Annotated in this window: 26 protein-coding genes and 1 riboswitch; of the genes, 18 read left to right on the top strand and 8 right to left on the bottom strand. The window is 62.1% G+C overall.

What is annotated here, in order from left to right:
• Nucleotides 1-22: 22 nt before the first annotated feature.
• Nucleotides 23-511: an RNA polymerase-binding transcription factor CarD gene (gene carD / locus ACBG85_RS03800; protein ID WP_003945666.1), complete on the bottom strand. Its 489-nt coding sequence runs from the start codon at nucleotides 509-511 to the stop codon at nucleotides 23-25.
• A gap of 265 nt (nucleotides 512-776) precedes the next feature.
• Between carD and ACBG85_RS03795 the strand changes: the two genes are divergently transcribed.
• The gene (locus ACBG85_RS03795) at nucleotides 777-1,412 is read left to right on the top strand and encodes a lipoprotein (protein WP_007726888.1); all 636 of its coding nucleotides are present in this window, start codon (nucleotides 777-779) and stop codon (nucleotides 1,410-1,412) included.
• Between the two features lie 98 nt (nucleotides 1,413-1,510).
• Entirely contained in the window at nucleotides 1,511-2,944 is a 1,434-nt protein-coding gene (gene radA / locus ACBG85_RS03790; protein WP_003945739.1) for a DNA repair protein RadA, read from the top strand.
• Between the two features lie 23 nt (nucleotides 2,945-2,967).
• Here radA and ACBG85_RS03785 read toward each other — a convergent pair whose 3' ends face one another.
• Nucleotides 2,968-3,528, bottom strand: coding sequence for a PaaI family thioesterase (locus ACBG85_RS03785; protein WP_007726891.1), 561 nt, complete (start codon nucleotides 3,526-3,528; stop codon nucleotides 2,968-2,970).
• A gap of 96 nt (nucleotides 3,529-3,624) precedes the next feature.
• Here ACBG85_RS03785 and disA point away from each other — a divergent pair, with 96 nt between their 5' ends.
• Entirely contained in the window at nucleotides 3,625-4,710 is a 1,086-nt protein-coding gene (gene disA / locus ACBG85_RS03780; protein WP_024487741.1) for a DNA integrity scanning diadenylate cyclase DisA, read from the top strand.
• A gap of 25 nt (nucleotides 4,711-4,735) precedes the next feature.
• Here disA and ACBG85_RS03775 read toward each other — a convergent pair whose 3' ends face one another.
• Together ACBG85_RS03775 and ACBG85_RS03770 are read right to left on the bottom strand one after the other, a co-directional pair.
• Nucleotides 4,736-5,479 (bottom strand): DUF4232 domain-containing protein, encoded by a 744-nt coding sequence (locus ACBG85_RS03775; protein ID WP_007726893.1) that lies wholly within the window; start codon nucleotides 5,477-5,479, stop codon nucleotides 4,736-4,738.
• A gap of 97 nt (nucleotides 5,480-5,576) precedes the next feature.
• Nucleotides 5,577-6,215, bottom strand: coding sequence for a carbonic anhydrase (locus ACBG85_RS03770; protein WP_007726896.1), 639 nt, complete (start codon nucleotides 6,213-6,215; stop codon nucleotides 5,577-5,579).
• Between the two features lie 228 nt (nucleotides 6,216-6,443).
• On the opposite strand from ACBG85_RS03770, the gene ACBG85_RS03765 reads away from it, so the two are divergent.
• The 10 genes from ACBG85_RS03765 to ACBG85_RS03720 all read left to right on the top strand — a co-directional run bounded on the left by ACBG85_RS03765 (nucleotide 6,444) and on the right by ACBG85_RS03720 (nucleotide 16,223).
• A complete protein-coding gene (locus ACBG85_RS03765; protein WP_003945667.1) occupies nucleotides 6,444-7,298 on the top strand; it encodes an ABC transporter permease in 855 nt (284 codons plus the stop codon).
• Nucleotides 7,298-8,143 (top strand): ABC transporter permease, encoded by an 846-nt coding sequence (locus tag ACBG85_RS03760; protein WP_003945610.1) that lies wholly within the window; start codon nucleotides 7,298-7,300, stop codon nucleotides 8,141-8,143. Before ACBG85_RS03765 ends, ACBG85_RS03760 begins: the two co-directional genes overlap by 1 nt.
• Nucleotides 8,140-9,324 carry an MCE family protein gene (locus ACBG85_RS03755; RefSeq protein ID WP_372026255.1) on the top strand — a complete coding sequence of 395 codons (1,185 nt, stop codon included), beginning with the start codon at nucleotides 8,140-8,142 and terminating at the stop codon, nucleotides 9,322-9,324. Before ACBG85_RS03760 ends, ACBG85_RS03755 begins: the two co-directional genes overlap by 4 nt.
• Nucleotides 9,321-10,331, top strand: coding sequence for an MCE family protein (locus ACBG85_RS03750; RefSeq protein ID WP_054782178.1), 1,011 nt, complete (start codon nucleotides 9,321-9,323; stop codon nucleotides 10,329-10,331). Before ACBG85_RS03755 ends, ACBG85_RS03750 begins: the two co-directional genes overlap by 4 nt.
• On the top strand, nucleotides 10,328-11,320 hold the full coding sequence (locus ACBG85_RS03745; RefSeq protein ID WP_042453390.1) for an MCE family protein: 993 nt from the start codon (nucleotides 10,328-10,330) through the stop codon (nucleotides 11,318-11,320). The genes ACBG85_RS03750 and ACBG85_RS03745 overlap by 4 nt, the downstream gene beginning before the upstream one ends.
• On the top strand, nucleotides 11,317-12,396 hold the full coding sequence (locus ACBG85_RS03740; protein ID WP_037132219.1) for an MCE family protein: 1,080 nt from the start codon (nucleotides 11,317-11,319) through the stop codon (nucleotides 12,394-12,396). Before ACBG85_RS03745 ends, ACBG85_RS03740 begins: the two co-directional genes overlap by 4 nt.
• Nucleotides 12,396-13,469, top strand: coding sequence for an MCE family protein (locus tag ACBG85_RS03735; protein WP_042451872.1), 1,074 nt, complete (start codon nucleotides 12,396-12,398; stop codon nucleotides 13,467-13,469). Before ACBG85_RS03740 ends, ACBG85_RS03735 begins: the two co-directional genes overlap by 1 nt.
• Nucleotides 13,466-14,704, top strand: coding sequence for an MlaD family protein (locus ACBG85_RS03730; protein WP_372026253.1), 1,239 nt, complete (start codon nucleotides 13,466-13,468; stop codon nucleotides 14,702-14,704). The genes ACBG85_RS03735 and ACBG85_RS03730 overlap by 4 nt, the downstream gene beginning before the upstream one ends.
• A complete protein-coding gene (locus ACBG85_RS03725) occupies nucleotides 14,701-15,225 on the top strand; it encodes a hypothetical protein (protein ID WP_042451875.1) in 525 nt (174 codons plus the stop codon). The genes ACBG85_RS03730 and ACBG85_RS03725 overlap by 4 nt, the downstream gene beginning before the upstream one ends.
• Nucleotides 15,226-15,341: 116 nt before the next feature.
• Entirely contained in the window at nucleotides 15,342-16,223 is an 882-nt protein-coding gene (locus tag ACBG85_RS03720; RefSeq protein ID WP_007726916.1) for an A/G-specific adenine glycosylase, read from the top strand.
• Here ACBG85_RS03720 and ACBG85_RS03715 read toward each other — a convergent pair.
• Nucleotides 16,220-17,245 carry a hypothetical protein gene (locus ACBG85_RS03715; RefSeq protein ID WP_372026251.1) on the bottom strand — a complete coding sequence of 342 codons (1,026 nt, stop codon included), beginning with the start codon at nucleotides 17,243-17,245 and terminating at the stop codon, nucleotides 16,220-16,222. The genes ACBG85_RS03720 and ACBG85_RS03715 overlap by 4 nt on opposite strands.
• A 59-nt stretch (nucleotides 17,246-17,304) precedes the next feature.
• Nucleotides 17,305-18,216: a hypothetical protein gene (locus ACBG85_RS03710; RefSeq protein ID WP_054781752.1), complete on the bottom strand. Its 912-nt coding sequence runs from the start codon at nucleotides 18,214-18,216 to the stop codon at nucleotides 17,305-17,307.
• A gap of 224 nt (nucleotides 18,217-18,440) precedes the next feature.
• On the opposite strand from ACBG85_RS03710, the gene ACBG85_RS03705 reads away from it, so the two are divergent.
• The gene (locus ACBG85_RS03705) at nucleotides 18,441-21,128 is read left to right on the top strand and encodes a LuxR C-terminal-related transcriptional regulator (RefSeq protein WP_372026249.1); all 2,688 of its coding nucleotides are present in this window, start codon (nucleotides 18,441-18,443) and stop codon (nucleotides 21,126-21,128) included.
• A 38-nt stretch (nucleotides 21,129-21,166) separates the two neighbouring features.
• Entirely contained in the window at nucleotides 21,167-21,592 is a 426-nt protein-coding gene (locus ACBG85_RS03700; protein ID WP_003945905.1) for an HIT family protein, read from the top strand.
• Here the strand turns inward: ACBG85_RS03700 and ACBG85_RS03695 are convergent.
• A complete protein-coding gene (locus ACBG85_RS03695; protein WP_065352849.1) occupies nucleotides 21,577-22,314 on the bottom strand; it encodes an alpha/beta fold hydrolase in 738 nt (245 codons plus the stop codon). The genes ACBG85_RS03700 and ACBG85_RS03695 overlap by 16 nt on opposite strands.
• Before the next feature lie 45 nt (nucleotides 22,315-22,359).
• Between ACBG85_RS03695 and mhuD the strand changes: the two genes are divergently transcribed.
• The 3 genes from mhuD (at nucleotide 22,360) to ACBG85_RS03680 (ending at nucleotide 23,882) form a co-directional block, all read left to right on the top strand.
• Entirely contained in the window at nucleotides 22,360-22,668 is a 309-nt protein-coding gene (mhuD, locus tag ACBG85_RS03690) for a mycobilin-forming heme oxygenase MhuD (RefSeq protein WP_007726927.1), read from the top strand.
• 88 nt (nucleotides 22,669-22,756) lie between these two features.
• Nucleotides 22,757-22,896, top strand: a riboswitch (cobalamin riboswitch).
• Nucleotides 22,897-22,920: 24 nt separating this feature from the next.
• Complete coding sequence (locus ACBG85_RS03685) at nucleotides 22,921-23,115, top strand: CbtB domain-containing protein (RefSeq protein WP_003945915.1); 195 nt, start codon at nucleotides 22,921-22,923, stop codon at nucleotides 23,113-23,115.
• Nucleotides 23,106-23,882: a CbtA family protein gene (locus tag ACBG85_RS03680; RefSeq protein WP_218695559.1), complete on the top strand. Its 777-nt coding sequence runs from the start codon at nucleotides 23,106-23,108 to the stop codon at nucleotides 23,880-23,882. Before ACBG85_RS03685 ends, ACBG85_RS03680 begins: the two co-directional genes overlap by 10 nt.
• A gap of 59 nt (nucleotides 23,883-23,941) precedes the next feature.
• Here ACBG85_RS03680 and ACBG85_RS03675 read toward each other — a convergent pair whose 3' ends face one another.
• On the bottom strand, nucleotides 23,942-25,777 hold the full coding sequence (locus tag ACBG85_RS03675) for an NAD(P)/FAD-dependent oxidoreductase (RefSeq protein ID WP_020968370.1): 1,836 nt from the start codon (nucleotides 25,775-25,777) through the stop codon (nucleotides 23,942-23,944).
• Nucleotides 25,778-25,917 lie beyond the last annotated feature (140 nt).

The following is a 25,917-nucleotide window of genomic DNA, read 5'->3' as shown; positions in this document are numbered from 1 at the left end:
TGTCAGCTTTGTTGTGTTGCAGTCAGGACGCGGCCGCGAGGACCTCGTCGAGAATGGTCTCTGCCTTCTCGGTGTCAGTGCCCTCGGCGAGCGCGAGCTCTCCGACGAGAATCTGACGAGCCTTGGCGAGCATGCGCTTCTCACCAGCGGAAAGTCCGCGGTCCTGCTCACGACGCCACAGGTCACGAACAACTTCTGCAACCTTGTTCACGTCACCTGAGGCAAGCTTCTCGAGATTTGCCTTGTATCGACGAGACCAGTTGGTGGGCTCTTCGGTGTGCGGTGCTCGCAGAACCTGGAAAACCTTGTCGAGGCCTTCTTGGCCGACCACGTCACGAACTCCGACGTACTCTGCGTTGTCTGCAGGAACCCGTACTGTGAGATCGCCTTGAGCGACCTTCAGAACCAGGTACTCCTTCTGCTCACCCTTGATGGTGCGGGTTTCGATAGCTTCGATCAGCGCCGCACCGTGATGGGGGTATACGACGGTGTCTCCGACCTTGAAAATCATGTGTCCCGTGCCCCTTTCGATTCCACTAGTTTAACACGTGAAAGAACCGACCACTCATCAACTGTGCAGGTCAGGGGCATCCTTGCTCGAGCGTAGGGGTTGACAGGGCTTGTTGTACGTGCATTCAACTGGTCTGGAGCACCCCTGCGTAACGGACTGAAAGCCCACGCAGACAACCGTTGTGGCGACCCGACGGCCAGCCCGCGGGACCTTATCTACTACTCTGCCTAGTGGAGTGCGAACCTGACGCCGTGGAGGACAAATCGTGACTGCTATCCGTAAGCCGACTCGTCGAGTCGCTACCGCCATTGCACTGGCTGCAGGCGCAGCCATCGCGCTGTCCGCTTGCGGTTCCGGACAGGTGAGCCAGACCGCCGTCCAGCAGGCCGCCGTGAACGGCAACAGCGCCGACCTCGGTGAGATCGCACTGCGCAACGTGCACATCGCTTACCCCTCGTCCGAGGAGTACAGCATCGAGCCGGGCGGCAACGCCGTGCTCGCGTTCACCGTCGTGAACGACAGCGCCGAGACCACGGACAAGCTCGTCAGCATCACCACCGATTACGCAGCACGCGTCATCGCAGGTGAAGAGGTAGGTGGCTTGACGATCAAGCCGCAGACGTCGCTGCAGGCCGGTCAGTTGCCCGCAGGCGAAGGCGCCGCGACCGAGGCCGAGACCCAGATCAAGAACAACGAAGAGAACGACGACGCACCCGCTGCGCTCTCTCTCGTCGTTCTGCAGGACATCAAGGCAGGCGTTCGCCCCGGCTTGACCGTCCCGATCACCTTCAAGTTCGAGAAGGCCGGATCGGTCACCGTCGACGTACCTGTCGACGCAGGCCCGCAGCTCGAGCGCAACGAGTCGGACAAGTCGCCCGACGTTGCAGAAGCTGGGCACTGAGCCTCGAATTATCAAGGCGCACAATGCGCCTCGCAGAACAACTTCAAAATCACACTAGAGGCGGGGTCCATGTCGGACCCCGCCTCTAGTCTGTCCCGGTGGCCAAAGTGAAATCGAACTACCGCTGCTCCGAATGCCAGTCGGTAGTGCCCAAGTGGGTCGGTAGATGTCCGGACTGCGATTCGTGGGGCTCGATGACCGAGGTCGCCGTAGTGGCACCCGTCGCCAGTCGCGCCGGCGCCTCACTCGCCAAAGCAGGATCAAGCGCCGTGCTGCCTACGACGCCGGCCACGCCGCTGACACAGATCGACAGCACCTCGACGCAGGCCAAACCCACGGGGATCGGTGAGTTGGACCGTGTACTCGGCGGTGGCGTCGTACCTGGTTCGGTGGTTCTGCTCGCCGGAGAACCCGGTGTCGGAAAATCCACGCTACTTCTCGAGGTCGTCTACCGCTGGGCGATGCGCAGCGCGGATGATCGAGCCTTGTACGTCACGGGCGAGGAGTCCGCCGGTCAGGTTCGACTTCGGGCAGATCGCACCAACTCTGTCCACGAACGGATGTATCTCGCGGCAGAATCCGATCTCGCGACCATTCTCGGCCACATCGAGCAGGTCAAGCCGACCCTGGTCATCGTCGACTCGGTACAGACGATGCTTGCTGCCGACGTCGACGGAGTCGTCGGCGGCGTGACTCAGGTCAAGGCCGTCACCAGCGCCCTGACCTCCCTGGCAAAGGCCAGCGGAATCCCGGTGCTTCTGATCGGCCACGTCACCAAGGACGGCGCCGTCGCCGGTCCGCGCTCGCTCGAGCATCTCGTGGACGTGGTTCTGCACTTCGAAGGTGACAAGCACTCCACCCTGCGCATGGTCCGCGGCGTCAAGAACAGATTCGGTGCGGCCGACGAGGTCGGATGCTTCGAGCTGAGCGAGCAGGGCATCAACGAGATCAGCGATCCGTCCGGCCTGTTCCTGCATCACCGTGAAGAAGCTGTGGAAGGCACTGCCGTCACCGTGATGATGGACGGTAAGCGACCTCTACTCGGTGAAGTTCAGGCGCTCGTCGCCGCCACGCCGCTACCGACACCTCGCCGAGCCGTCAGCGGGCTCGACACCGCCCGTGTGGCCATGGTTCTCGCCGTGTTGGAACGCCGCGTCGGAGTGTCGATCTCGAAGGCCGACGTCTACGCCGCGACCGTCGGCGGTATGCGGATGACCGAGCCGGGTGCCGATCTGGCTCTCGCCATTGCGGTCGCTTCCGCCGTGAAAGCCAAACCCGTCCCCAAGGGGCTCGTCATCCTCGGCGAGGTCGGACTCGCCGGGGAGGTTCGACGGGTTGCCGGGGTGAACCGACGGCTGATCGAAGCTGCCCGACTGGGATTCACCAGCGCCATCGTGCCGGTCGATTCCGGCCCGAACATTCCCGGCATGCGCGTCAACGAAGTAGCGAATCTGGCCGAGGCACTGGCCTACGCCGGATTGATGGGCGGCAAACAAGCCCCGTCTCGCCCCAAGCTCACGCCGGTGAAGTGATCGTCGTTCGGCCGACTACCTCGTCAGACCGACGAGGTACCGAACGGGGACGTCGGTTCGCCGTCCACGAACTCCTTGGTCTTGGCGAAGTGTTCCGAGGTGATGGTCAGGAACAGTCCCCGGGAGGTTCCCACCACCATGTCCGGATCCGCTGTCGGACCTTCGACGATCACCGCTTCTGCACTGGTGTAGACCTTGCGGCGTACAACGCCGTCGATGCGAGCCCGGAATTCGAGCACCGATCCCAACGGGATCGGCCGGGCGAAGTCGATCTCGAGGTGCCCCGTCACCACCGGCGAGCCGAGAGCCATACATGCCATACCTTGAGCCTCGTCGAATGCCGTCGACAGAATGCCGCCGTGAATGACACCTGGACCGCCCTGATACTTCTTGGCGACCTCCAGACGACCGGTCACTTCCAGTCCGTTACCAGCCCTGAAACTCATCGCCATTCCCGCAGGCTGGTCGTCGCCGCAGCCGAAGCATTTCGACCAGTGCTGAGGCAGCTTCTCGCCGGCGGCCGGAAAGAATTCGACCGGCTCCGGGACAGTCAGGTCATCAGGCAGGGTCCAGGTACTACTCATGGATAGGTAATCTAAACGGGGATCCGTCCGGCGCAGGCATCGGACCCGACCGAAGTGACATCGACCTCAGCAGGGAGTTTCTCAATGATCAGTGCGATGGCGGACACACAGTCGTCGTCGGCATTGCGAGAGACCATCGCCAGGTTGGCGCCGGGTACCGCTTTGCGAGACGGGCTCGAACGAATTCTGCGCGGCCGTACCGGCGCGCTGATCGTCCTCGGATACGACGAGGAAATGGAAGCGCTGTGTGACGGCGGATTCAACCTCGACGTGGAGTTCGCACCGACCCGATTGCGTGAGCTGTCGAAGATGGACGGCGCGGTTGTCCTCTCGACGGACGGCACACGCATCGTGCGTGCCAACGTCCAGCTGGTTCCCGATCACAAGATTCCCACCGTCGAATCCGGCACGAGGCACCGCGCTGCCGAGCGCACGGCAATTCAGACCGGCTATCCCGTGGTCTCGGTCAGTCAGTCGATGTCGATCGTCAGTGTGTACGTCGGCGGCATCCGGCACGTCATCGACGGCTCGGCCACCATACTTTCGCGCGCCAACCAGGCCGTCGCGACGCTCGAACGATACAAAGCGCGACTCGACGAAGTGACACGGCAACTGTCGGTCGTCGAGATCGAGGATTTCGTGACTCTGCGCGACGCGTTGACCGTCGTACAGCGCCTCGAAATGGTTCGCCGCGTGTCGATCGAAATCGAACAGGATGTCCTCGAGCTCGGCACCGACGGTCGCCAGTTGGCACTGCAGCTCGAAGAACTGGTCGGCGACAACGACATTGCACGTCAACTCATCGTTCGGGACTATCTTGCCGGTCCCGAACCCATCGGCACCGCGGCGATGGACAACGTCCTCGTCGCACTCGATCGCGTCACCGACGCCGATCTACTCGATCTCACGACTCTTGCGCGTGTTCTCGGTTATCCGGGCACGATCGAAGCCCTCGACACTCCGATGACTCCTCGCGGATATCGCGTGCTGATGCGTGTACCTCGATTGCAGTTCCATCAGATCCACCGGTTGGTCGGATCCTTCGGCACTCTCCAGTCGCTGCTGGCCGCTACGGCTGCCGATCTGCAGTCGGTCGAGGGCATCGGCGGGCTGTGGGCCCGTCACATCCGTGAGGGACTTTCCCGGCTCGCGGAAACGTCGATCACCGGATCCTTCAACTAGCGGGCCTGTTCAGGCTTGCCCGCGCTCATGCGATATTGAACGGCTCCGGGGAGCTTCGCAGTGCACCGAGCTGCCCGACAACCGTGTAAGCGCCTGCGCCCACCGGATTGCGCTCGGGGTTCTGCGCGGTCGCGCACTCGGGGGTCGACGTCGTGGCCGACCAGGCGACCTTGAACGCAGCTTGCTCGCCGGGCGCGAGATTGCGTACGTCGGCTGCGGGCTGCGGGTAGCAGTCGACGTTGGACCACAACCGGGTCTTGCCGTCGATGCTGTAGACGAGCACCTGCTGAAGGCCGCCGGCCAGATCTCGATCACAGGGTGCCGAACCGATGTTGGTGATGACGATCGTGAACGACGGCTCTTCGCCGGGAGCGAAGGTCGCCTTGTCTGCGGTGGCCTTGACTGCCAGCGACGAGTCGGCGCACTGACCGGCCGGGACCGGAGCCCCGGTGGTCGACGAAGAGGAAGAAGACGAAGACGATCCCGAAGCCTGCGTGCCCGAGCCACCTGATCCACCGGCAGCGCCGCCACCCGAGCCACCGCCACCGTCCGGCGCGTTGGAGCCGGAAGGGTTGGGGGTGAAGGAGACGTCCGTCGTCAGCGAGGAACTCGCAGCGGCCGAATCGGCCTCCGGGGTATCACTTCCACCGCCGAAGAGGGCGGACGCCGCCCAGATGATCAACGCCAGTGCAATGACGGCGGCACCAATGGCCAGCGCCCGGCGACGCCAGTAGATCTCGGGGGGCAGTGGTCCATTAGGTTCCAACACGGACTCAACGGTAGTTGGCGCAGGGTCCACTAACCGTCAGCTGAGGCGGCGTGTCGGTACCCATTGTCTGCTGCCAGGTACCACTGCCCCGGAAGATCTAACCCTCGACGGTCTCGACGCTCTCGCCGATGTCGCCGACCGCGCCCTGAACTCGCATGTGACCGTCGGACAACGTGTACGTGACGCCGACGATCGCGCACGCACCCTTGTCCACCTTGTCGGCGATGATCCGGGACCTCTGCATGATCAGCGAGCCGGTCTCCACGACGTGACGGCCTTCGAGTTCGTCCACGGTGGACAAGCCCTCGTTGCGGCCCATCAGGATGGACGGAGCAACACGCTCGACCACACTGCGGATGAATCCGTCGGGAACTGCGCCCTTGTCCAGGGCGTCGAGCGTTGCCTTCACGGCACCGCAACCGTCGTGCCCGAGGACGACGATGAGCGGCACGTTGAGCACGTGAACCGCGTACTCGATGGAACCGAGCACCGAATCGTCGAGCACGTGACCTGCAGTGCGCACGACGAACATGTCGCCGAGACCCTGGTCGAAGATGATCTCGGCGGCTACGCGCGAATCACCGCAACCGAACAGCACCGCTGTGGGGTGCTGCCCATCGACGAGTTTCGCGCGGTCCGCGATTCCCTGGCTGGGGTGAATGGACGCGTCGTTGACAAATCGCTCGTTGCCTTCGCGAAGGGACTTCCAAGCGGAAATGGGGCTTGATCGTGGCATTCACTCATTGTGCACCCGCCGCATTTCGGGCTCTCGCCGGGAAGGTTGCGTGGACGCAAACGAAAGTTCCGCGTCGACATTCGCGCCCGGTGATGAAGTGGCCGAAATGGAACTTACTTCAGAGTCAGTTTCCTGATACCGTCTCCGAACGTGACCTGGAGCACTTCGAGCTCCCGAGTGTGATCGAAGAAACCCGACCAGAACGATTCGGCCGGAGAGGGGGATGGCGTGAGCACCGAAGCTACGACGACCGGGAATGGAACAACCGGGGAAACAACTGCTGTCTCCCCCGCCAAGACGAACATGTTCTCGAACCTGCTCTCCGAGATCGGACTGCTCTTCACCTTCACCGTTCGCGTGTGCGTTGCGGCGTTCACATCTCTTCGACACAAGCGCCTCGCCTGGCGTGAGGCGCTCGACCAGATGTGGTTTCTCGCCCACGTCACCTCGGTCGCGTCCGCTCTGGTGATGATTCCCCTCGGTGTCGGGGTAGCACTGCAGATCGGTGCGCTCGCAGATCAAATCGGCGCGGGTGCGTACAGCGGTGCCGTCGTCGCGTTCCTCATCATCGGACAGGCCGGCCCCCTGGTGTGCGCCCTGATCATCGCCGGTGTCGGCGGTTCCGCAATCTGCGCAGATTTGGGAGCGCGAACGATACGCGAGGAAATCGATGCACTCGAAGTGCTCGGTCTACCCGTGCTCGAACGCCTGGTCGTACCCCGGATGATCGCCATTGCCGTCGTCTGCCTCCTACTGAACTCGATAGTTCTCGTAATCGGTTTGGGCGCAAGCCTCTTCGTTCACGTCCTGATACTCGACGGCAACGCACAGAGTTTCCTGCGCAATCTCGTTCAATTCAGTCAACCCAGCGACTTCGTCGTCTCCGGCATCAAAGCCGTTGCCTTTGCTCTCATCTCGGGAATCGTGGCCTGCTACAAGGGCCTGACCGTCAAGCGCGGAGCTCAAGGCGTCGGCGACGCAGTCAACGAGACCGTCGTGCTCTCGTTTGTCCTCGTGTTTGTCGCCAACCTCGCAATTACTCAGTTCTACCCACTGTTCGTCTCGGTGAAAGGTGCCTACTGATGCACCTGCCCATCGCAATTCGTGCCAAGCGGGTCAGTTCGCGGACCGTCGACGGCCTGAGTCGACTCGGCGATCAGTTCACGTTCCACGCGCGTGTCATCACCTCGATTCCCGCAACCCTCAAGCGCTATTGGCGTGAAGTCGCCCGTCTCGTCGCCCAGGTGGCATTCGGTTCGGGCACCCTGCTCGCCGGAGGCGGCAGCGTCGTCGTGATCTTCGCGATCTCGTTCTTCGCCGGTTCCCAGATCGGACTCGAGGGCTACCGCGGACTCAACCTCGTCGGCCTCGCACCGCTGTCCGGCGTGATGTCCGCCATCGCGAATACTCGCGAGGTGGCACCACTCGTTGCCGCAATCACCCTGGCAGCCAAGGTCGGAACCGGATTCACCGCGCAGCTCGGAGCGATGCGGATCTCCGAGGAAATCGACGCGCTCGAAGTCATGGCGATTCCCTCGCTGCGGTACCTGGTCACCACCCGAATGATCGCGGCGCTCATCGCGGTGGTCCCGCTGTACCTGGTCGGCCTGTTTGCTTCGTACATGGCAACGGCGCTTGCGGTGATCCGGGTCAAAGGCCAGTCGGAGGGAACGTACGGCTACTACTTCAGTCTTTTCCTCTCTCCCAACGACATCTGGTTGTCCTTGATAAAAGTCATGGTGTTCGCGGTCGTCGTGACCCTCGTGCACTGCTACTACGGTTACACCGCGACGGGTGGACCCGAAGGCGTCGGACGAGCCGCCGGACGAGCGTTGCGCACCAGCATCGTCTTCCTTGCATTCACCGACGTCGCGATGACCATTGCGCTGTGGGGACTCAAACCTCACGTACCCGGGCTGACCGGATGATCGTCACGAATTCCAGCCGAATCACCCTGGCACTGCGGGGTTTACTCGCCGTGGTCATCCTGATCCTCGCCTACGTCTTCTTGTTCAGCAGAGGTACGGACTCCACCGGTTCCACACCGCAGGTCAGTGCTGTCGTCCCCGCCAGTGCCGGTGCGCTGCGAGTCGGATCCTCGGTACAGTACCGCGGCGTCGTCGTCGGCGCTGTGGCCGAGATCGAGCCGGGCACCACCGCTTCGACCGTCTCACTCGCGATCGACGAGGGAGCGTTCGAGGACATACCGTCGACAAGTCAGGTGCGACTGATGCCCCGCAACATCTTCGGTGACTTCTTCGTAGACCTGATTCAACCTGACGGACTCTCGCGTGGTCCTGCTCTCGTTCCGGGTACCGAGTTGGTATCCGATCAGTCCGAAGTCGCGGTCCAGCTCTACCAATCGATCTCACGGATCTACTCGCTCGTTTCTTCCCTCGACCCCGCCGACATCAACGTCGCACTCACGGCAGTCTCGGACGCGTTGAGCGGCAGGGGAAACCAGATCGGCGAATCGCTCGATTCAGTCCACCAAGCGTTGGTCGGTGCGCAGCCCGTCATCAACGGACTCGGTGACGACCTCGACGACATAGCCACCCTCGCCGACAGTCTCTCGACGAGTGCGCCGGACATGCTCGCCGCATTCGAGAACTCCATCACCACATCCAAGACCGTCGTCGAGAAATCCGACGGGTTGGCGGGGCTTCTGCGTGCCGGCACCAGCACGGGAGCTGCTGCCACGAGTCTGATCGGTGACAATCGCGACCGCATGATCACCTTGGTCGACGACGCCGATTCCCTGACCGGCGCAATCACTTCGCGGCCGGACCACATCACCACCTTCTACAACGGCCTGCGCAATCTCACGATCAAGCTCCCGCCCGCGTTGGCGCATGGTCCGTGGCTCAGCACCGATCTACGGCTGTCCGTCACAGATCTGTATCCGTACGGAAAGACCGACTGCCCACAGTACGACGGAACCCGCGGACCCAACTGTCCTGCCGCCGCGACCGCGTTCGGCGGAACCGTCGGCCCGGTCGGCAGCCCTGCCGAACAGTCCCTGATCTCGGCTCTCACCCAGGGCGGTACAGCTTTGGACACTCTCGTGGCGGGGCCGGTATTTCGCGGCACGACGGTGGTGGGCGGATGAGCGTGAAGAAATCTCTGATCAGGTTCGGACTGTTTGCTGCACTGTCGATTCTCGCCACCGTGGTTGTGGTGAGCACCCTGATCAACCCAGTCTCCGGGTCGAGTTCGCAGTACCGGGCCGTCTTCGTCAATGCCTCCGGCCTGGTCACCGGCAGTGATGTTCAGATCGCCGGGGTGCGAGTAGGGCGCGTCGACAGCGTCGAGCTGGTGAACAACCAAGCCGTCGTCGGCTTCGAACTCGAATCTGCACAACGTATTCCGTCCGACGGTCGCGCTGTGGTGAGGTACGCAGACCTGTTGGGAGCGCGAACAATTTCGATCGAACCCGGACAGGCCGAACGCGCAACAGGCAACTACCTCTCCCCCGGGGCCACAATTCCCGTGGAACAGACTCAGCCGGCGATCGACCTCACCGACATCCTCGGCGGATTCCGTCCCCTGTTCGACGCACTTGACCCCGCAGAAGTCAACGAGCTTGCCGCACAGGTCGTCCAGGTATTCCAAGGACAAGGTTCCACCATCGAAAGCCTGCTGGAGCGCACTGTTGCCGTCACCGAGAACTTGACGTCCCGGGACGCGATCTTGGACCAACTACTGAACAACCTCGACCGGGTCCTTACCGTGACCACGACGAATCGACCCAACTTCGTCGAGATGATCAACACGCTCGACACACTGGTCGGCGGTTTGGCACAGGACCGCCAACAGATCTCGGCCGCAGTGGATTCCGCAGGCGCCCTGACTTCTTCCCTTCAGGACTTGGTGACGGGCGCGGAACCGGACTTGGCTGGCGCGCTGACTTCGATCGATCAGTCGGCTCGCGTCGTCGTCGACAATCGTGAGTCGCTGGCGACCGGTATCACCGCTTTCGATCAACTGTTCACCCAGTTGGGGATCGCGATGAGCTACGGAAGCTGGGCGAACATCTACATCTGCAACTTCCGGCTCAGCGCGCTGGACCAATCGGTGACCCTCGGCGGCCCCGAGCGTTCGGCGGTGTGCCGATGAACTGGCTCACCGTCAAGAACCCGGTCCGCAACGGAATCATCTGCATCCTCGTCGGAGTCGGTGTGGTTCTGGCCGCACTCGTTGTCCCTCAACTGATCTTGAAGGTCAAGACCAACGAGTACCACGCCGTCTTTGCCAACGCCACCGGGTTGACGCAGGACGATCCGGTCAACGTCGCGGGAGTCCCGAGCGGGGTGGTCACCTCGTTGGCGGTCAGCGGCAACTCGGTTGAAGTCACCTTCCGACTCGACGACGGCGTCACTCTCGGCGAAGACTCCCGTGCGGACATCAAGATCTCGACTCTGCTCGGCCGACGCTCGCTCGACGTCACTCCGAACGGATCGCGCTCGTTACCCGCAGGTTCGACCATCCCCATCGAGAACACGAGCGTTCCCTTCACTCTCGACGATCTCGGTCGAGGAGCACAATCCACGTCGGAAAACCTTGATCTGCAACAACTGCGAAACATGCTGACCGCGGTGTCCGACAATTCACCGGACGATCCCGAACTCATTCGCCGCTCACTCGAGGGAATCGACGCACTCTCCGGAGTAGTCAACGACAACGACGTTGCGCTCCGTTCCCTTCTCACCGGAGCGCAGCAGACGACCGCAACACTGATCGAGCAGAAGGACACTCTGGAAACCCTTCTGGGGAATGCGGATCTGGTGATGTCCACGATCGCCGACCGGCGAGATGTGCTGAATGCGCTTGTACAAGACCTGAATCAGTTGAGCACCACACTTGCCCAGTTCCTGGGCGACAACCAGGCTTTGATCGACTCGGTCATGGGAGACATCCACGTGGTGACGGGAGTTCTGTCCGAGAACGAACAATCACTGACCACACTGCTCGACAACTTCGCCCCCAGCGTCCGCTACGTCACCAACGCGACCGGTAACGGCAACTGGCTCGACCTCAACTCGCCCTCCACCCTCATCCCGGACAACTGGTTGTGCGTCGTCGGGCTCGTTCAGGGGTGTCGATGACCACGACCGTCAAGAAACTCGCCGTGCTGGCAGCGATTGTGATCTGCGCGATCGGTGCCGTCCTGTTCGTCACGCGTGACGAACACAGACTCACTCTCACCGCCGAATTCACCTCGACCGACGCTATCTTCACCGGGAACACAGTGACGATTCTGGGAGTTCCCAGCGGGAGGGTCGAGAGCGTCACGCCGGAAGGGTCCCGGGTACGAGTGGCGCTGAGCCTGCCATCCGGAACACGTATACCCGCCGACGCGCAGGCCTGGGTCCTGTCTCCCTCGGTCATCAGTGACCGCACGATCGAACTCGGCCCCGGCTACGAGGACGGTGAGTTCCTGACCGACGGCGCGGTGATCCCTCTCGAACGCACTCACTCCCCGCTGACGTGGGACCAACTCACCGCATCGGTGAACGAATTGACGGTGGCGCTCGGCCCTGGCGCCGACGGTGGCGGGATCGGTGACCTCATCGGAGAAGGCGCCCACGCGTTGGACGGCAACGGGCAAGCATTCAACGATGCCGTTCGGTCCATCTCACAGGCCAGTTCGGTACTGGCGGGTGCAAGTCCCGACATCTCCGAACTGGTGAAGAACCTGAACACCCTCGTGCAGTTGATCGCGGACAACCAGACCAAGGTCGACTCCCTGTCGAACTCGGTGACAGTCACCGCCCGCACGTTCAGCGCCCAGCGAGAAGACATCAGCGGGGCGCTCGATTCCCTGACCACGTTGCTCGGACAGGTCTCAGCGCTACTCGCCGAACACGGCGAGGCGGTCACCGCCGATCTGGGTACGCTCGCACAGTTGGCCGGTGCAGTCGCGACCAAACAGGATCAACTGCGCGAGATCATCGAAACGGCACCAACGGGATTCGAGAACGTCGCCAACCTCGTCACCGAAGAAGGCCGAGCCAGAGCACGATTGAACGTCGCCACCGATCTCTCACAGTTCGACACGACGAGAGAACTGTGCGAGAAGATGCCGATACCGCTGTGCACAGGGCCGGGAATCGTCAATCCCATCGAATTTCCTTCGGCAGGCAGCTCCGACCTGGCACGCATCCTCGGTGGGGGTAACTGATGGCGTCGAACAAGTCCGTGGTGAGCGTTGTCGTGGCACTTGTCATCGCCGCGCCATTGACCGGCTGCAGTCTCAACTTCCAGCACCTCCCCCTCGGACGCGGTCTGCCAGGAGAGTCGTACCCGCTGAACATGGAATTCGTCGACGCGTCGTTACTTCCCGTCGGCGGCGAGGTGCGGATCGGCCAGGCAGTGGTCGGCAGAGTCACGTCGATGAGCGCGCAAACCTTTGCAGCCGTGGTACATACCGAAATCGCGTCGGACATCGAACTACCTGTCGGCACCCGCGCTCGGATCGAACTGTCGACCCCGATCGGCGATGCGTTCGTCAACCTCGAAGTTCCGGTCGATCCAGCGGGCCCCATTCTCGAACCAGGTTCCACCATCGAGCGATCGGAGACCGTGCGCGGACCCGATGTCGCACAACTGCTCGGCGCCGTCGGAACTCTGTTGAACGGCAGTGGGTTGGCGCAGGTCAAGAACATCGTCAGTGAGGCTGATCAGATTCTCGACGGCAGGGAGGAGACGATCCGCGATCTGCTTGCACGCCTTGACACTTTTCTCGGAACACTTGACGACCGAAAGGAATCGATCAATTCGGCACTGGATTCACTGAACCGGCTCAGCGCTCTGATCGGAGACGAGAGCGCCACCATCGACGAAGGCTTGCGCACACTCACACCCGCATTGGGCGTGATCGCCGACCAACGACAACCGCTCCTCGATCTACTCGACGAAACCGATCGGCTCAGTACCGCAACCAATTCCGTACTCGACCAGTCGGCCGACCAGATTTCCGAGATCACCGGACGACTGTCACCCATCCTCGACCAGTTCTCGGCAATGGGGCCGACACTGGGTGAGACGATGGCCAACCTGGACAACGCAAGAGTGCTCCTCGAGCGTGCCAGCCCAGGCGATTACGTGAACATCGACCTCGACGTCGATGTCGAGGGCACCGTGACCGGAGTGCTCAACGAGATAATCCCGGGCGCCGCACCGCCACTGCCACCTCTGCCCGCCTCCGATCGGGAACTGCCGATCACGACACCCCTGCAAGGAGGAACGCGATGAAGAACCGAACCGTCTATTTCGAGATCGCCGCCTTTCTCCTCATCGCGGTGGTCAGCACGACGTACGTACTCCGGCAAGTCGGTGCCGGAGATCCGTTCACCGGAACCTTCTCGGTCATCGTCGAATTGGAGAACGCGGCCGGAATCGCTCCCGGTTCGGAAGTGGCCTATCGCGGAGTCACCGTCGGCGACGTCGAGTCGGTGGAGGTGGACTCTGCCCAGGACCTCGTCGTGATGACGTTGAGCATCGCCGCCGACAAACAGATCCCCAACGATTCGCATGTGGCCATCAGCCAGGACACCGCCGTTCCGGTATTGAAAGTTCAGTTGTCCTCGCAGACCGACGGCGGCCCGTATCTGGTTGAAGGTTCCGTTGTTCCGACTGAGCGCACTTCGATCCCGGTCGCGTTGGGAACCGTGATTGCGAATTTCAACGCTGCTGCCGACACCGTCGATCCGGCAGACCTGCGAACCCTCTCGCACGAACTCGGCGAGGGATTGAACGGATTGGGTCCGGATCTGCAGGCGCTCGTCGACAACTTCGACGTGCTCGCGCGCACTGTCCAATCCGATCAACCGCGTGTCAACACACTCGTCGAGAACTCGCGCTCACTGTTCACTGCGAACGAGGAAAATGTTGACGCTCTTCCCGAAGTTGCACTCACACTTCGCCAATTGACAGATCAGGTACGAAACTCCGATCCGCAACTGCGCACACTCCTCGATCGAAGCCCGAGTGTTCTCGACAATCAGATACTGCCTCTCATCGAACAGAGTCGTGAGCCGTTCAGTCTGCTGTTGGCCAATTCTCTCGTCTCCACTCAGATCGTCACTGCACGGATGCCCGCCGTCGATGCCTTGTTGGTGGTGGTGCCCAAAGGATTCGAGAAGTTCGGAAGTATCGTCAAAGACGGACGGGCACAGCTTGATCTGATCACAGCACTCGGACCGGTCTGTATCTACGACACGCCCCGGCGATCGGTACAGGACACCTCACCGACCACGCTCGACAAGAACCAACACTGCGCGGACCAGTCGGGCCGGATCCAGAATCGCGGATCGCAGAACGTCCCCACCGGAACTGGAACGATCGACGGGGTTGCTGAATACGATCCTGCCCTCGGGGCGGTCGCAGCCGGTGACGGAACGTCGATTCGTCTGGGCCTCAACGGTGGTCAGAACACCGTTCTCGGTGACAACTCGTTTGCCGCACTACTAGTACAAGGAACGCAATGACCGAGACAACCGAACCCCAGACGCCCACAATCGTCGACAAGCCCAAGCGGCTTCGCAAGCAGACCGTAGCGATCGTTGCCGGCGCCCTGGTCGTGGTCGCGGCGCTCGGATGGGGCGCATTCGCGACCTGGCAGAAATCGGTCGACGAAAACGCGCGTATCAGCGCCCTGGACAGCGGACGGCAATTCGCCACTGATCTTGCGACGTACAACTTCCAGAACCTCGATCAGAATCTTTCCGTGGTCCGTGACAATTCTGTCGGCGAATTCGCCGGTCAGTACGCCCAGGTGGCAGCCAACCTTCAGAATATGATCGTGCAGTATCAGGCGACCTCGTCCGCTCAGATCATTTCAGCCGGGCTGGCGAGCAGTGATCGCGACAACGCCGAGGTTCTCGTGTTCCTCGATCAGACGATCACGAACACCAACTCCCCCGATCCGAGAATCGACCGCAACCGGATGCAACTTTCGCTGGTCCGCGAGGACGGCGAGTGGAAACTGAGTAACGTGCAGTTGTTGTGACCCGGCGGTCGGGCGTCAAAGACAGCCGTGTCGGCGACTGCCGATAAAGTGGCGTCCACAAGTCGACGTGTCCTTCGTCGACCAGGAGCACAGGTTCGAGGAGTGTGTCGGTAGCAGTGGCAGTGGAATCTTCGGTGCTGCTGAAGTGGTACTCCGAGACGGCTCGCGACCTACCGTGGCGACGCGAGGGCGTCAGTGCCTGGCAGATCCTGATGAGCGAGATCATGCTCCAGCAGACGCCGGTGGTGCGCGTTGCGCCAATCTGGGAAGAGTGGGTCGAGCGCTGGCCGGTACCGTCGGCGATGGCAGCGTCGAGCCAGGCAGAGGTGCTTCGCGCGTGGGGCAAACTCGGTTATCCACGACGCGCGCTGCGCTTACACGAATGCGCGGGCGTCCTGGCTGCCGAGCACGGTGACGTGGTCCCGGAAGACGTCGATACTTTGCTCTCGCTACCGGGAATCGGTTCGTACACCGCCCGCGCCGTCGCGTGTTTCGCCTACGGACAGCGAGTGCCTGTGGTGGACACCAACGTACGACGCGTGGTTGCGCGAGCCGTCCACGGCAATGCGGAACCCGGGAACCCGTCCAACACGCGAGACCTCGCCGACGTCGCGGCGCTGCTGCCGAGGACGCGTGCGCGCGCCGCCACCTACAGCGCAGCTCTCATGGAACTCGGTGCACTGATCTGCACGGCGCGGAACCCGAACTGCGAGAACTGCCCTTTGCCGAACTGCGCGTGGGTCGCTTCGGGCAAACCGGCACACACCGGACCACCCAAGAAGGTGCAGAAGTTCGCGGGCACAGATCGCCAGGTTCGTGGAAAATTGATGGCCGTTCTTCGCGAGAGTCACCGTCCGGTCGAGCGCGCGCAACTCGACATCGTCTGGCCGGCCGATCCGGGTCAGCGTGACCGTGCGTTGCATTCACTGCTGGTCGACGGACTGGTCGAGCAGACCGACGACGGCCTGTTTGCGCTGGCCGGAGAGGGTACGGCTTAGCCGACTCGCAGCGGGGTGCATTCTTCGGCTGTGGGTTCGTCGGTCTGGAGCGGTGCGACTTCCGGATCAGAATGCCGAAGTACAGCAGGAACGGCAGGCACCACTGGATCGCAAGGCGCAAGTGTCGGAATCTGTAGGGCAGCGCCGGGCGGGGGCCCGCTGGTGGAGGTCGCCGACTCGGCGCCGATGTTCGGGCTATCCGTGGACACCGCGCGCGACCCGTCTGGGGACAGCGCGATCAGCAACCCCGTCAACATGAGTAGAAGCGGCAGTACTATTGCCGCCGCCCACCGGACCCTGTTGACGGGCCGGACAGCCATGCCGTCACCGGACCGAACTTCGCTTCCGCGATCGGCCGCTACCAGCGCAGCCCCTATCGCCAGTTGGGTCCGCTCGCCGAGAAACAGGAAGCCGAGACCTGCCAGTTCAGCGGCTTCCGCGGACGGCTGCCGAGAGTCTTCCTTCACGAGCATCGCGACGAGCATCTTGGGCACAGGGTCTCGTTCGGCGACGAGGAGGTCCAATGTCGCAGCAAATGTCGAGCTGTCCGCAAGCAACTCGGCCGTGTCGTAACGATGCGCCGAGTCCACGACGCCTGCTCTCGGGTCGACGGCCGCGATCACGGTCTCACTGCCGTCCGGCCAGAACGCGAGAATCGGCGAAACACCAATGAGAGCGTCGACCGTCCGCAGGTAGGCAAGCCGTGCGTCGAGACCGTTGACCAACTCGATGTTCTCGAAAGGACTGGAGGACAACGAATCCGAGACAAGTTCGCGCACGTCCGCACGCTCGCACATCACTCCGACGACGGTGGGGCACAGATTCGAGCGCAGGGCTCGACCGGTGGCGACTTCGGCCGCGGAGGCGAGTGCGCGCGCCGACGCTTGCGGAGAGGGAACAGTCCCGTCTGCACCCCAGGGGTGACGGAACTCGTCGATCGAGCCAAGAAGGGGTGTGTCCGCATCTACGAGAGCTGTTGAAATTGACTGATTTTCGAATACAACGCCCAGGCTTTCACGCACTGGATCCTCCATTGACTGCTACTGACTGTTACGAGTGTTGCCATTCCTGCGAAGCTGTATCAGAACGTCAGGCCACCGACCGCCATCGCACCTGGTTCCAGCACCACATCCACCGGCGCTCGGCCGTCGACCGTGACGCGATACGTCCCCGGTAACAGTCCGACAAACGAGAAGTGACCCTCGAACGGTTTCACCGTCCGCGCTGTCGCGTGCCCGCATTGATCGACGCCGTCGATCACCACCGCCTCCGAGATGCCCGATGTCACCAGACCTGAGATTCGTCCATCTGCCGAGACAGCAGCCCACTGGCTTCTCTGACCACCAACAGAAATCCCGTACGGATCACACACTCCCGGGGTGGTCGCCACCCGCACCGTGACATCGCCCGACCGCACGCGAACCGCCCCCCGATCTGCGGTGACCAGTGCAGCGATCGGTAGACCGTCGGCGTCTTCCCGCTTTCCCGCAGTCATCGTCGCCGTTCGGGTGAAGTACCGGTCCGCTTCCAGATTGCCTATCAGGCAATGTAATCCGACCTCGTCGACACCCGAGCCGTCTCCGCAGTAATCAGGCACGGACGGCAGAACGAAACCTCGAGGCACCGGAAGTTGCACGACCACGTCGGAGAGCGGGTTGCCCCGGACACCGATGTCGATGACATACGTCACCGGATCACCCTCTCGGACAATGCCGTTGGACGGTCCCGAATCGAGCCCTGGACCGTCAGCGGGATCGAAGGGCGGTGCACCGTCAATCGCCGTCAGCTCGACGGTGAAGGGAGGCACGAACTCTCCCTCGGCCGCCAATCGAACATCCGACTGCATCGGCAGCAAGCCGAGCGCAGCAGCGCCGACCACCAGAGCTCCGGTCACGACAACTATGCCGATACCTCGCACTCCTCGGCGCCACGCTCTCGGCCGGAGTCCGACGACAACGGCCTTCGACCGCACCTCTGACAGACGAGTTCTCACGACGCTCCTTCGATGTCTGACTCTCGGGCCTCCGACAGGCGCTCGCGGCCACATTTGGCGAATCCCGAGCTACGTTCAATAGAAGTCGCTCGAGGGACTCGAAAGCCAATGGTGACGGCGTGATTGTGTGGGTGAACTTCTCTCAGCCGGGGTGAATTCCCGGGTGAATTGCCCGGGATGGCACGCTCTGGATTCGCACCAGCTACGCTCCTCCCTGTAGATAGATGGATCGAGACAATCCGCCCAAACTCTTCAATCATTGCGGGGCGCGAAAGCAGAAAGGGTCCGCGTTGATGTTCGGGATGGACGGCCACGACTGGGCAGCTATTCCCGAAAGGCGCACCCTCGCGACGTCGATTCCCCGGCAAGCGCTCTTCGACAAACTTGACCGACGTGCCGCGCTGACCATCGTCCGTGCACCGAACGGCCACGGGAAATCGTCGTTGATCGCATCGTGGCTGCGCGCCCATTTGGCATCCGAACGAATACTCGTCTGGGTCTCGGCCCCACGGCCCTCGTCGACACTCGAAGATTTCTGGGCCGTTGTCCTCGATCGAATCCACGCTGCCGGAATCGCACTGCCCGACGTCGACGATCTCGCCGATCCTTTCACCGCTGTCGCCAAATCCCTGAACGCCCTCAGCCGCCCCGTGCTGCTCGTGCTGATCAGGCCGGATCTGATATCGGAACCAGAGTTGGACGATCAGTTGATCGAACTCCTCGCCCTCTGTCACAACCTGGACCTCGTGGTCACGCTCTCGGGCTTCGGCATGTTCTCCGAGCCGTACCTGCTCGACACCGACCACGAGGTGATAAGCGCGAGTGAGCTGTTGTTCACGAGAGCCGATACCGCCCATTTGCTCGCACAAGCTGACGTACACACGACTGACGGTGATGCCGAACAAATCACATCCCTGACAGGTGGGCTGCCAGCGCTGGTTCGTGTCGCCGTTCCCGCCATCCAGACATCGGGTAGCCGCAACCGCGAGCAGATGATCAGGAAGAACATCGCGCAGGCGATCGACGACTACGTGAACAAATCCGTTCTCATGACCGCTGATCATGTGGAACAACTCGAGTTCCTGCTCGCGACGGCCTTTGCGCGATCGATCACCGTCGACATCGCCGCCATGCTGTTCGAGTCCCAACACCCTGAGGATGGCGAGACCGTTCATCAGATTCGCGTGCGCCTGGCGATACTGGAGACAGCCGGGTTGTTGTCACGGGTCGAGACCGAAGCCGAAGAAACCTGGGAGCTGCCTCCCGCCATTCGTCGATCGATACTCGCGCACCAAAAGCGCGCTGGAGTCGATCCGGCGCAACGTCTTTCGTTCCTCGCACACAACCGACTCGACCACGGTCATCACGCGTCGGCGCTGGACTACGCGGTCGAGGCACAGAACTGGACCCTGGCAGTAGACATCGTCGAGCAACACTGGGTGACGATGATCGTCCACAATCTGGACTCGGTTCGCTCTGCTCTCCAACGGATTCCGGCGGAAGCAGCGGACAAACACTCTGCCGTGGAGGCAGGGCGCGCACTGTTCACGATGCATCCGAGCGAGCGCTCGACGGTAGTCGACTTGCTACCCGAATCGCCGGCAGAACTGTGGGCTCTCGGCGCTGAAGCCGGCGCGAAGGACGCCTTGAGCATTGCCTGCGTTCAATCGATCATGCTCAGGATGGCAGGCGAGTACGGGCTCGCAGCAGAAACCACCAGGCGCCTGTCTCATCTCAGTCGCAGTGCGCTGGAGAACAACCCGGAAGCGGTCAGCGCACAGCTCCCTCTCATGCGACTTCAATGGGCGATCAATTTTCAATTGAGCGGCAGGTTCACAGAATCCACGATCAAGGCTCGAATGGCGTACCACGGCGCCCTGTCTCATGGAGTCGACTTCATCGCTCGTAACTCTGCGGGAAGTGCCGCCCTGAATTGGGCGCTGGCTGGTGAGCCGCGGCAGGCCACACACTGGTCCGAACTCGAACAGAAGCATCCGGACCCCGGCGGTTGGCTCGAACCTGTGGTCAAGATCGCCGGCCTGACAGCACGGGCGCTCACTGCTCTCGACACACTCGACTTCGACGACGCACGTCTCGCATTGACCGAACTCGGTCTTCCGTCCGACACCGAGGAACTGTGGGCATTCGTCGTCTATGCGCATTGCCAATTCGCCTTGACCTCCGGCGACCACACTGCGGCACTACTGTTGCTCCACAATGCGATCGAAGCACATTCCAAGCAGTACACGGCTACATCTTTCGCGCTTCCTCTGTTGCAATCCGCAGAGATCGATCTCTTGCTCGCTCTCGGACAGGGGAACAATGCCGTAGCACTGGCCAAGGAGATCATCGATCCTGCAGCCAACCCGTGGACGCTCACGTCGGTGGCGCGTTTACGTCAGCGGATCGGCCAGAACGAGGCCGCGGTGGCGCTGTGTCACCAGTTCGACTGGTCTGGCGTATCCTATCCGCGGGCACAGATGGAATCGCTTCTGGTGCAAGCGGTTGCCCACTCCGAGCTGGGTGAGCCACGCCTCGCCTCTCAGGAGTGGTCCAGAGCGTGCAGCATCGCGGATCAGACCGGACTTCTACGTTCGTTCGCGACCATCGCATCGTCGGACGTCGAGAAACTCGAATCGATGGCCGAAACGAAATCGCGTGCACTCGCCGAATTCTCGAAAAGGGCTCCTGCGGAATCTTTTCCGGAATTCGTACATATCGTGGAGCTGACCGAACGCGAACAGAAAGTCCTCTCACTCCTGGCGCTCGGCATGGGGTCGGCTGCGATGGCCGACAAACTGTACGTGTCCGTCAACACCGTCAAGACTCAACTGCGCACTCTCTACAAGAAGCTCGACGTACACAATCGAAACGAAGCGATCACGAGGGCACGCCAACTGCGCTTGCTGTAGTCGGGGTCGGATCTGATTTCGGACTACATTCTGTAGGCATGAGCACCGATTCCTGCGTCTTCTGCAAGATCGTCGCGCTGACCGAGCCGGCGATTCTCGTTCACGAGAGCGAGACAACTCTCGCATTCCTCGATGCACGGCCGGTGAGTCGCGGACACACCCTGGTGGTCCCCAAGCGTCATGCAGAGAACCTCGATGCTCTCGAAAGTCACGAAGGCGCAGAGATGTTCCGCGTCGGCACGCTCATCGCCGGAGCTCTACGCCGCTGCGACATCGCCGCTGACGGAGTCAACTTTCTCGTCAACGACGGGCGTGCCGCGGGCCAAACCGTGTTCCACTCGCACCTGCACGTCGTCCCCCGCCATCGCGGCGACAAGGCGAAGTTCGCTGCTGGACTCCTCGCCAGGCGAGCCGTCGAGCTGGAGCAGGTGGGCGCGTCGATCCGAAGTCAGCTCACGGTCTGAAGGAATTCCGTCACCACTTCGCGATAGCGCTGCGGTTGATCGTCGTGGACCAGGTGGCCTGCATCGGCAATACGTACGTACCGAGTTCCCGGCCTCTCGGCCATCTCTCGCATCTGTCCCTCGGGGGTGATGGTGAACTCTCCCTCGATCAGCAAGGTCGGCACCTCGATCGCCTTCCACTGATCCCAGAAATGCCTCGTGCCCCACTCCTCCGAGATGTCGCGGAAGGTCGACACGTCGCCGTGCAGGTACCACCCGTCGTCGCGGCGGTCGAAAGAGTCGAGAAAGTACTGGCCGGCGACGGGGCCGAAGAATTCCTTCATCGCCTCCTCGGAAGCAAACGGCTGCGGCCACGCCGAGATCATCTGCGCCCAGTCCGCAGCGGTGCGTCCACGAAAGTCCGGGGCCATGTCTTCGAGGACCAGCGCACAAACCTTTTCGGGATGCGCGGCGGCGAAGCACCACGCATGCAGAGCCCCCATCGAATGACCGATCACGATCATCGGCTCCTCGATGGACGCAACCGCCGATGTCAGGTCCTCGACGAATGCCTCGGTAGTCAGTGCCGCTGGCGCCGGCCTGCCGTGACCGGCAGCGTCGAAGGTGTAGACGTGGCCGAACTCGCGGATCCACGGCACATGGCGACGCCACGTTCGGGAGCTGCCCATGAGGCCGTGCAACAACAGAATCGGTTGTCCCGTTCCACCTTCGTCATGCAACACGAGTGTCACGGTACGCGGTGAAGGTGCGCGGGTAATGTCGCTTGCATGGCAGTCGTGAAGATCAATGCAATCGAGGTCCCCGAGGGCGCCGGCCCCGAACTGGAGAAGCGCTTCGCAGCACGCGCTCACGCAGTCGAGAACTCCCCGGGCTTTCTCGGATTCCAACTCCTCCGCCCCACCGCCGGTGAGAGCCGCTACTTCGTGGTGACTCAGTGGGAGTCCGAGCAGGCGTTCGCCGATTGGCGTGACGGCCCCGCCCGTGAAGCCCATTCCGGCGAGCGCGCGAAGCCCGTCGCTTCGGGTGCGTCGTTGCTCGAATTCGAAGTTGTCCTGGACGTCGCCGCAAAGAGCTGATCTCGAGCGATTGTGCCTGCCTTGGCGGGCACAATCGACGGTCATCTCGGCTTCACGCGTTGACACGGTGCGGGCTGTAGTGCAAAAGTTCGCATGTAAACGCGATGGTCCGACAGGAATCCGGTGAAAGCCCGGAGCGGTCGCGCCACTGTAATTCGAGGTGAAGTGCCTTTTTCGGCACGACTATTTCGACAGCCAGACACTTCGGCCATCGCATGGACCTAGGGGACGCGAAAATCCCAGGAGGCTTCGATGGCTCTCGCCTATTCTCCCGATACGTCGATCGATTCGACTCGTCTTGCTTTCCTCGCCGCTGCAGTAGTTCTGTTCGCGATGCTGGCTCTCTACCTGGTCGGGTTCGACCAGGGCGCTATCTCTCGCACCGGCATGTACATGCATGAATTGATGCACGACGGTCGACACTTGATGGGCCTGCCGTGCCACTAGTCGACAATTTCACGAAGCTTCTCATTCGTGGTTTGTTGGCTGGTCTGATCGCAGGCATCCTTGCCGGCGGAGTTGCATTCGTGCTGGGTGAACCGCACGTCAACGCTGCCATTGCGATCGAAGAAGCCAACAGCGCCACCGGTGAGGTTTCCGGCGAAGCCGCTGGGCATTCGCACGGTGACGAAGAAGAACCACTGGTGAGCCGCGACGGGCAGCGCGCCGGGCTGTTCCTGGCCACGGCGCTTGCCGGACTGGCGCTCGGGGCGATCTTCTCGGTCGTTGCCAATTACGCTCGACGACTCACCGGAATGTCCGGGCCGTTGTTGGCGATCACCATCGCCGTCGGTGGTTGGCTGGCTATCGAGGCTGTCCCCTTTTTCAAGTACCCGGCCAATCCGCCGGCCGTCGGAGATCCCGACACCATCAACCAGCGCACACTGCTGTGGCTGGCCGCCGTGATTCTCGGGCTGCTGTCCGTCACCGCGGCAGCAGCGGCTGCAAAGGCAGTTTCCGGGCACGAGTTCCTCAGTGTGCGCATCGCTGCTCCGGTGGCTGCGTTCCTGGTGATCGTCGCGATCGGTTACGTCTCGCTTCCCGGCATCAACGAGGTGGGCGAGGACTTCCCGGCAACTCTGCTGTGGGAGTTCCGACTTTCCTCGCTCGCTACGCAGGCGACGCTCTGGCTCGTACTCGGGTTGGCATTCGCCTTCGTTACCGAGCGCGCGACCAAGAACACCGAAGTAGCAAAGAAGTACGCCCTTCGCTGAACCTGCTGTGCGCCTTTATTAACCTCCCGCGGTTAATAAAGGCGCACAGCAGTTCTTTTTCAGCTCAGATGATGCACTTCTTGCAGTCCGTACACCGGCGTCGGGATGCCCTCGTAACGCGCCTTCAATTGCAACGCCAAGTACAGCGAGTAGTGGCGCGACTGGTGCAGATTGCCTCCGTGGAACCACAGCGCTTCCTGCTGCGTCGGCTTCCACATGTTGCGCTGCTCGCCTTCCCACGGTCCCGGATCCTTGGTGGTGTTCGACCCCAGGCCCCACACCTTGCCGACCTTGTCGGCGGTGTCCTGACCGATCAGATCCGCCACCCAGCCATTCATCGAGCCGTAGCCGGTCGCGTAGACCACCACGTCGGCAGGCAATTCCGTACCGTCTTCGAGGATCACGCTGTTCTCGGTCAGCTCACGAATGTTGCCGTGCGCGAGCTTGATGTCTCCATTGGCAACCAGTTCGGCAGCGCCGACATCGATGTAGTAGCCCGAGCCACGGCGTAGGTACTTCATGAACAGGCCCGAACCGTCGTCGCCCCAGTCGTGCTCGAAGCCCGCCTTCTCGAGGCGATCGTAGAAATCCTTGTCGCGCTCACGTATTGCGTCGTACACCGGGATCTGGAACTCGTGCATGATCCGGTACGGCAGCGAACCGAACGTGAGGTCCGCCTTGTGTGTCGTCATGCCGGCGGCCAGTGCTCGCTCCGAGTACAGATCGCCCAAGCCCAAATCCATCAGCGAATCCGACTTCACGATGTGCGTCGAGCTGCGCTGCACCATCGTGACGTCGATACCGTTCTCCCACAGTGCGCCGCAGATGTCGTGCGAGGAGTTGTTGGCCCCGATCACGACGACCTTCTTGCCCACGTACTGATCCGGGCCGGGGTGCTTGCTCGAGTGGTGCTGATCGCCGAGGAACTTGTCCTGCCCGGGGAACGTCGGAACGTTGGCCTTGCCGGACATACCCGTCGCCATCACCAACTGCTTGGGACGCAACGTCAACTTCTCGCCGTTGCGGTTGACCTCGACGGTCCATTCCTGGGTCTTCTCGTCGAACGACGCCGAGGTGCAGGTCGTGGAACTCCAGTACGGAACCTCCATGACCTTGGTGTACATCTCGAGCCAGTCGCCGATCTTGTCCTTGGGCGCGAACACCGGCCAGTTGTCGGGGAACGGCATGTAGGGCAGGTGGTCGTACCAAACCGGATCGTGCAGGCACAGGGACTTGTAGCGTCCGCGCCACTGATCGCCGGGTCGCTCGTGGCTGTCGATCACGATGGCCGGTACTCCGAGCTGACGCATCCGGGCGCCGAGCGCGATGCCGCCCTGGCCGCCGCCGACGATCACGACGTAAGGCTGTGTGGTGTAACCGAGTTCGCGGTCTTCGATCTCCTTCTGCTCGGCCCACGTGATGCGGTTCGGGTCTGCCCCATGCTTGGCGCCACGAGGCCGGCGAGTGCCCTTACCTTCTTCGTGTCCCTTCAATTCCTGCAACGACGTCAGCAGGGTCCAACCTTCATCTCCTTTCAAACGAAGGTGCCCGTGCGCGCGACCGGTTGCAGTCTCGAATTCGATCCAGGCCGACGTGACGCCGTCGGCTTCGTCGGGTGTCTCGGTGGTCCGGAATCCCGAAGGATCGGTGTCGTCGAGACGCTCGGAGAGCATGTCGGCAATCTGCTCGCGACCTTCGACGGTCTTGATGTTCCAGGTGAACGACACCAAGTCGCGCCAGAAGCTGTCGAGTGCAAATTTGCCTGCCACACGCTCGATGTCACGAGCCGCGAGGGCCGACTCGAAATCCGCCAGCCAGGCGTCGACGCGTTCCTGAGGTGTCACCGCCGTCAACTTCACCTCGGGGGTGACTGCGGAATCGATGGTTTGCGTCATCACTTCTCCTTGTTTGTGAATGTGACACACAGCACATCCCATAAGTGGCCCCGGTCACAAGCGTTGCAGTCTGTTGCAATCAGCGGGCGCGGTGCCGCCGCCCGATACCGGTTACCCGCACCGATGTGCGGGCAACCGAC

It is taken from the genome of Rhodococcus sp. NyZ502 (assembly GCF_041464245.1).
In the GTDB taxonomy this organism is placed as follows: domain Bacteria; phylum Actinomycetota; class Actinomycetes; order Mycobacteriales; family Mycobacteriaceae; genus Rhodococcus_F; species Rhodococcus_F qingshengii.
Note: the sequence above shows the minus strand (reverse complement) of the source record. Positions and strands in the feature narration are given on the sequence as shown.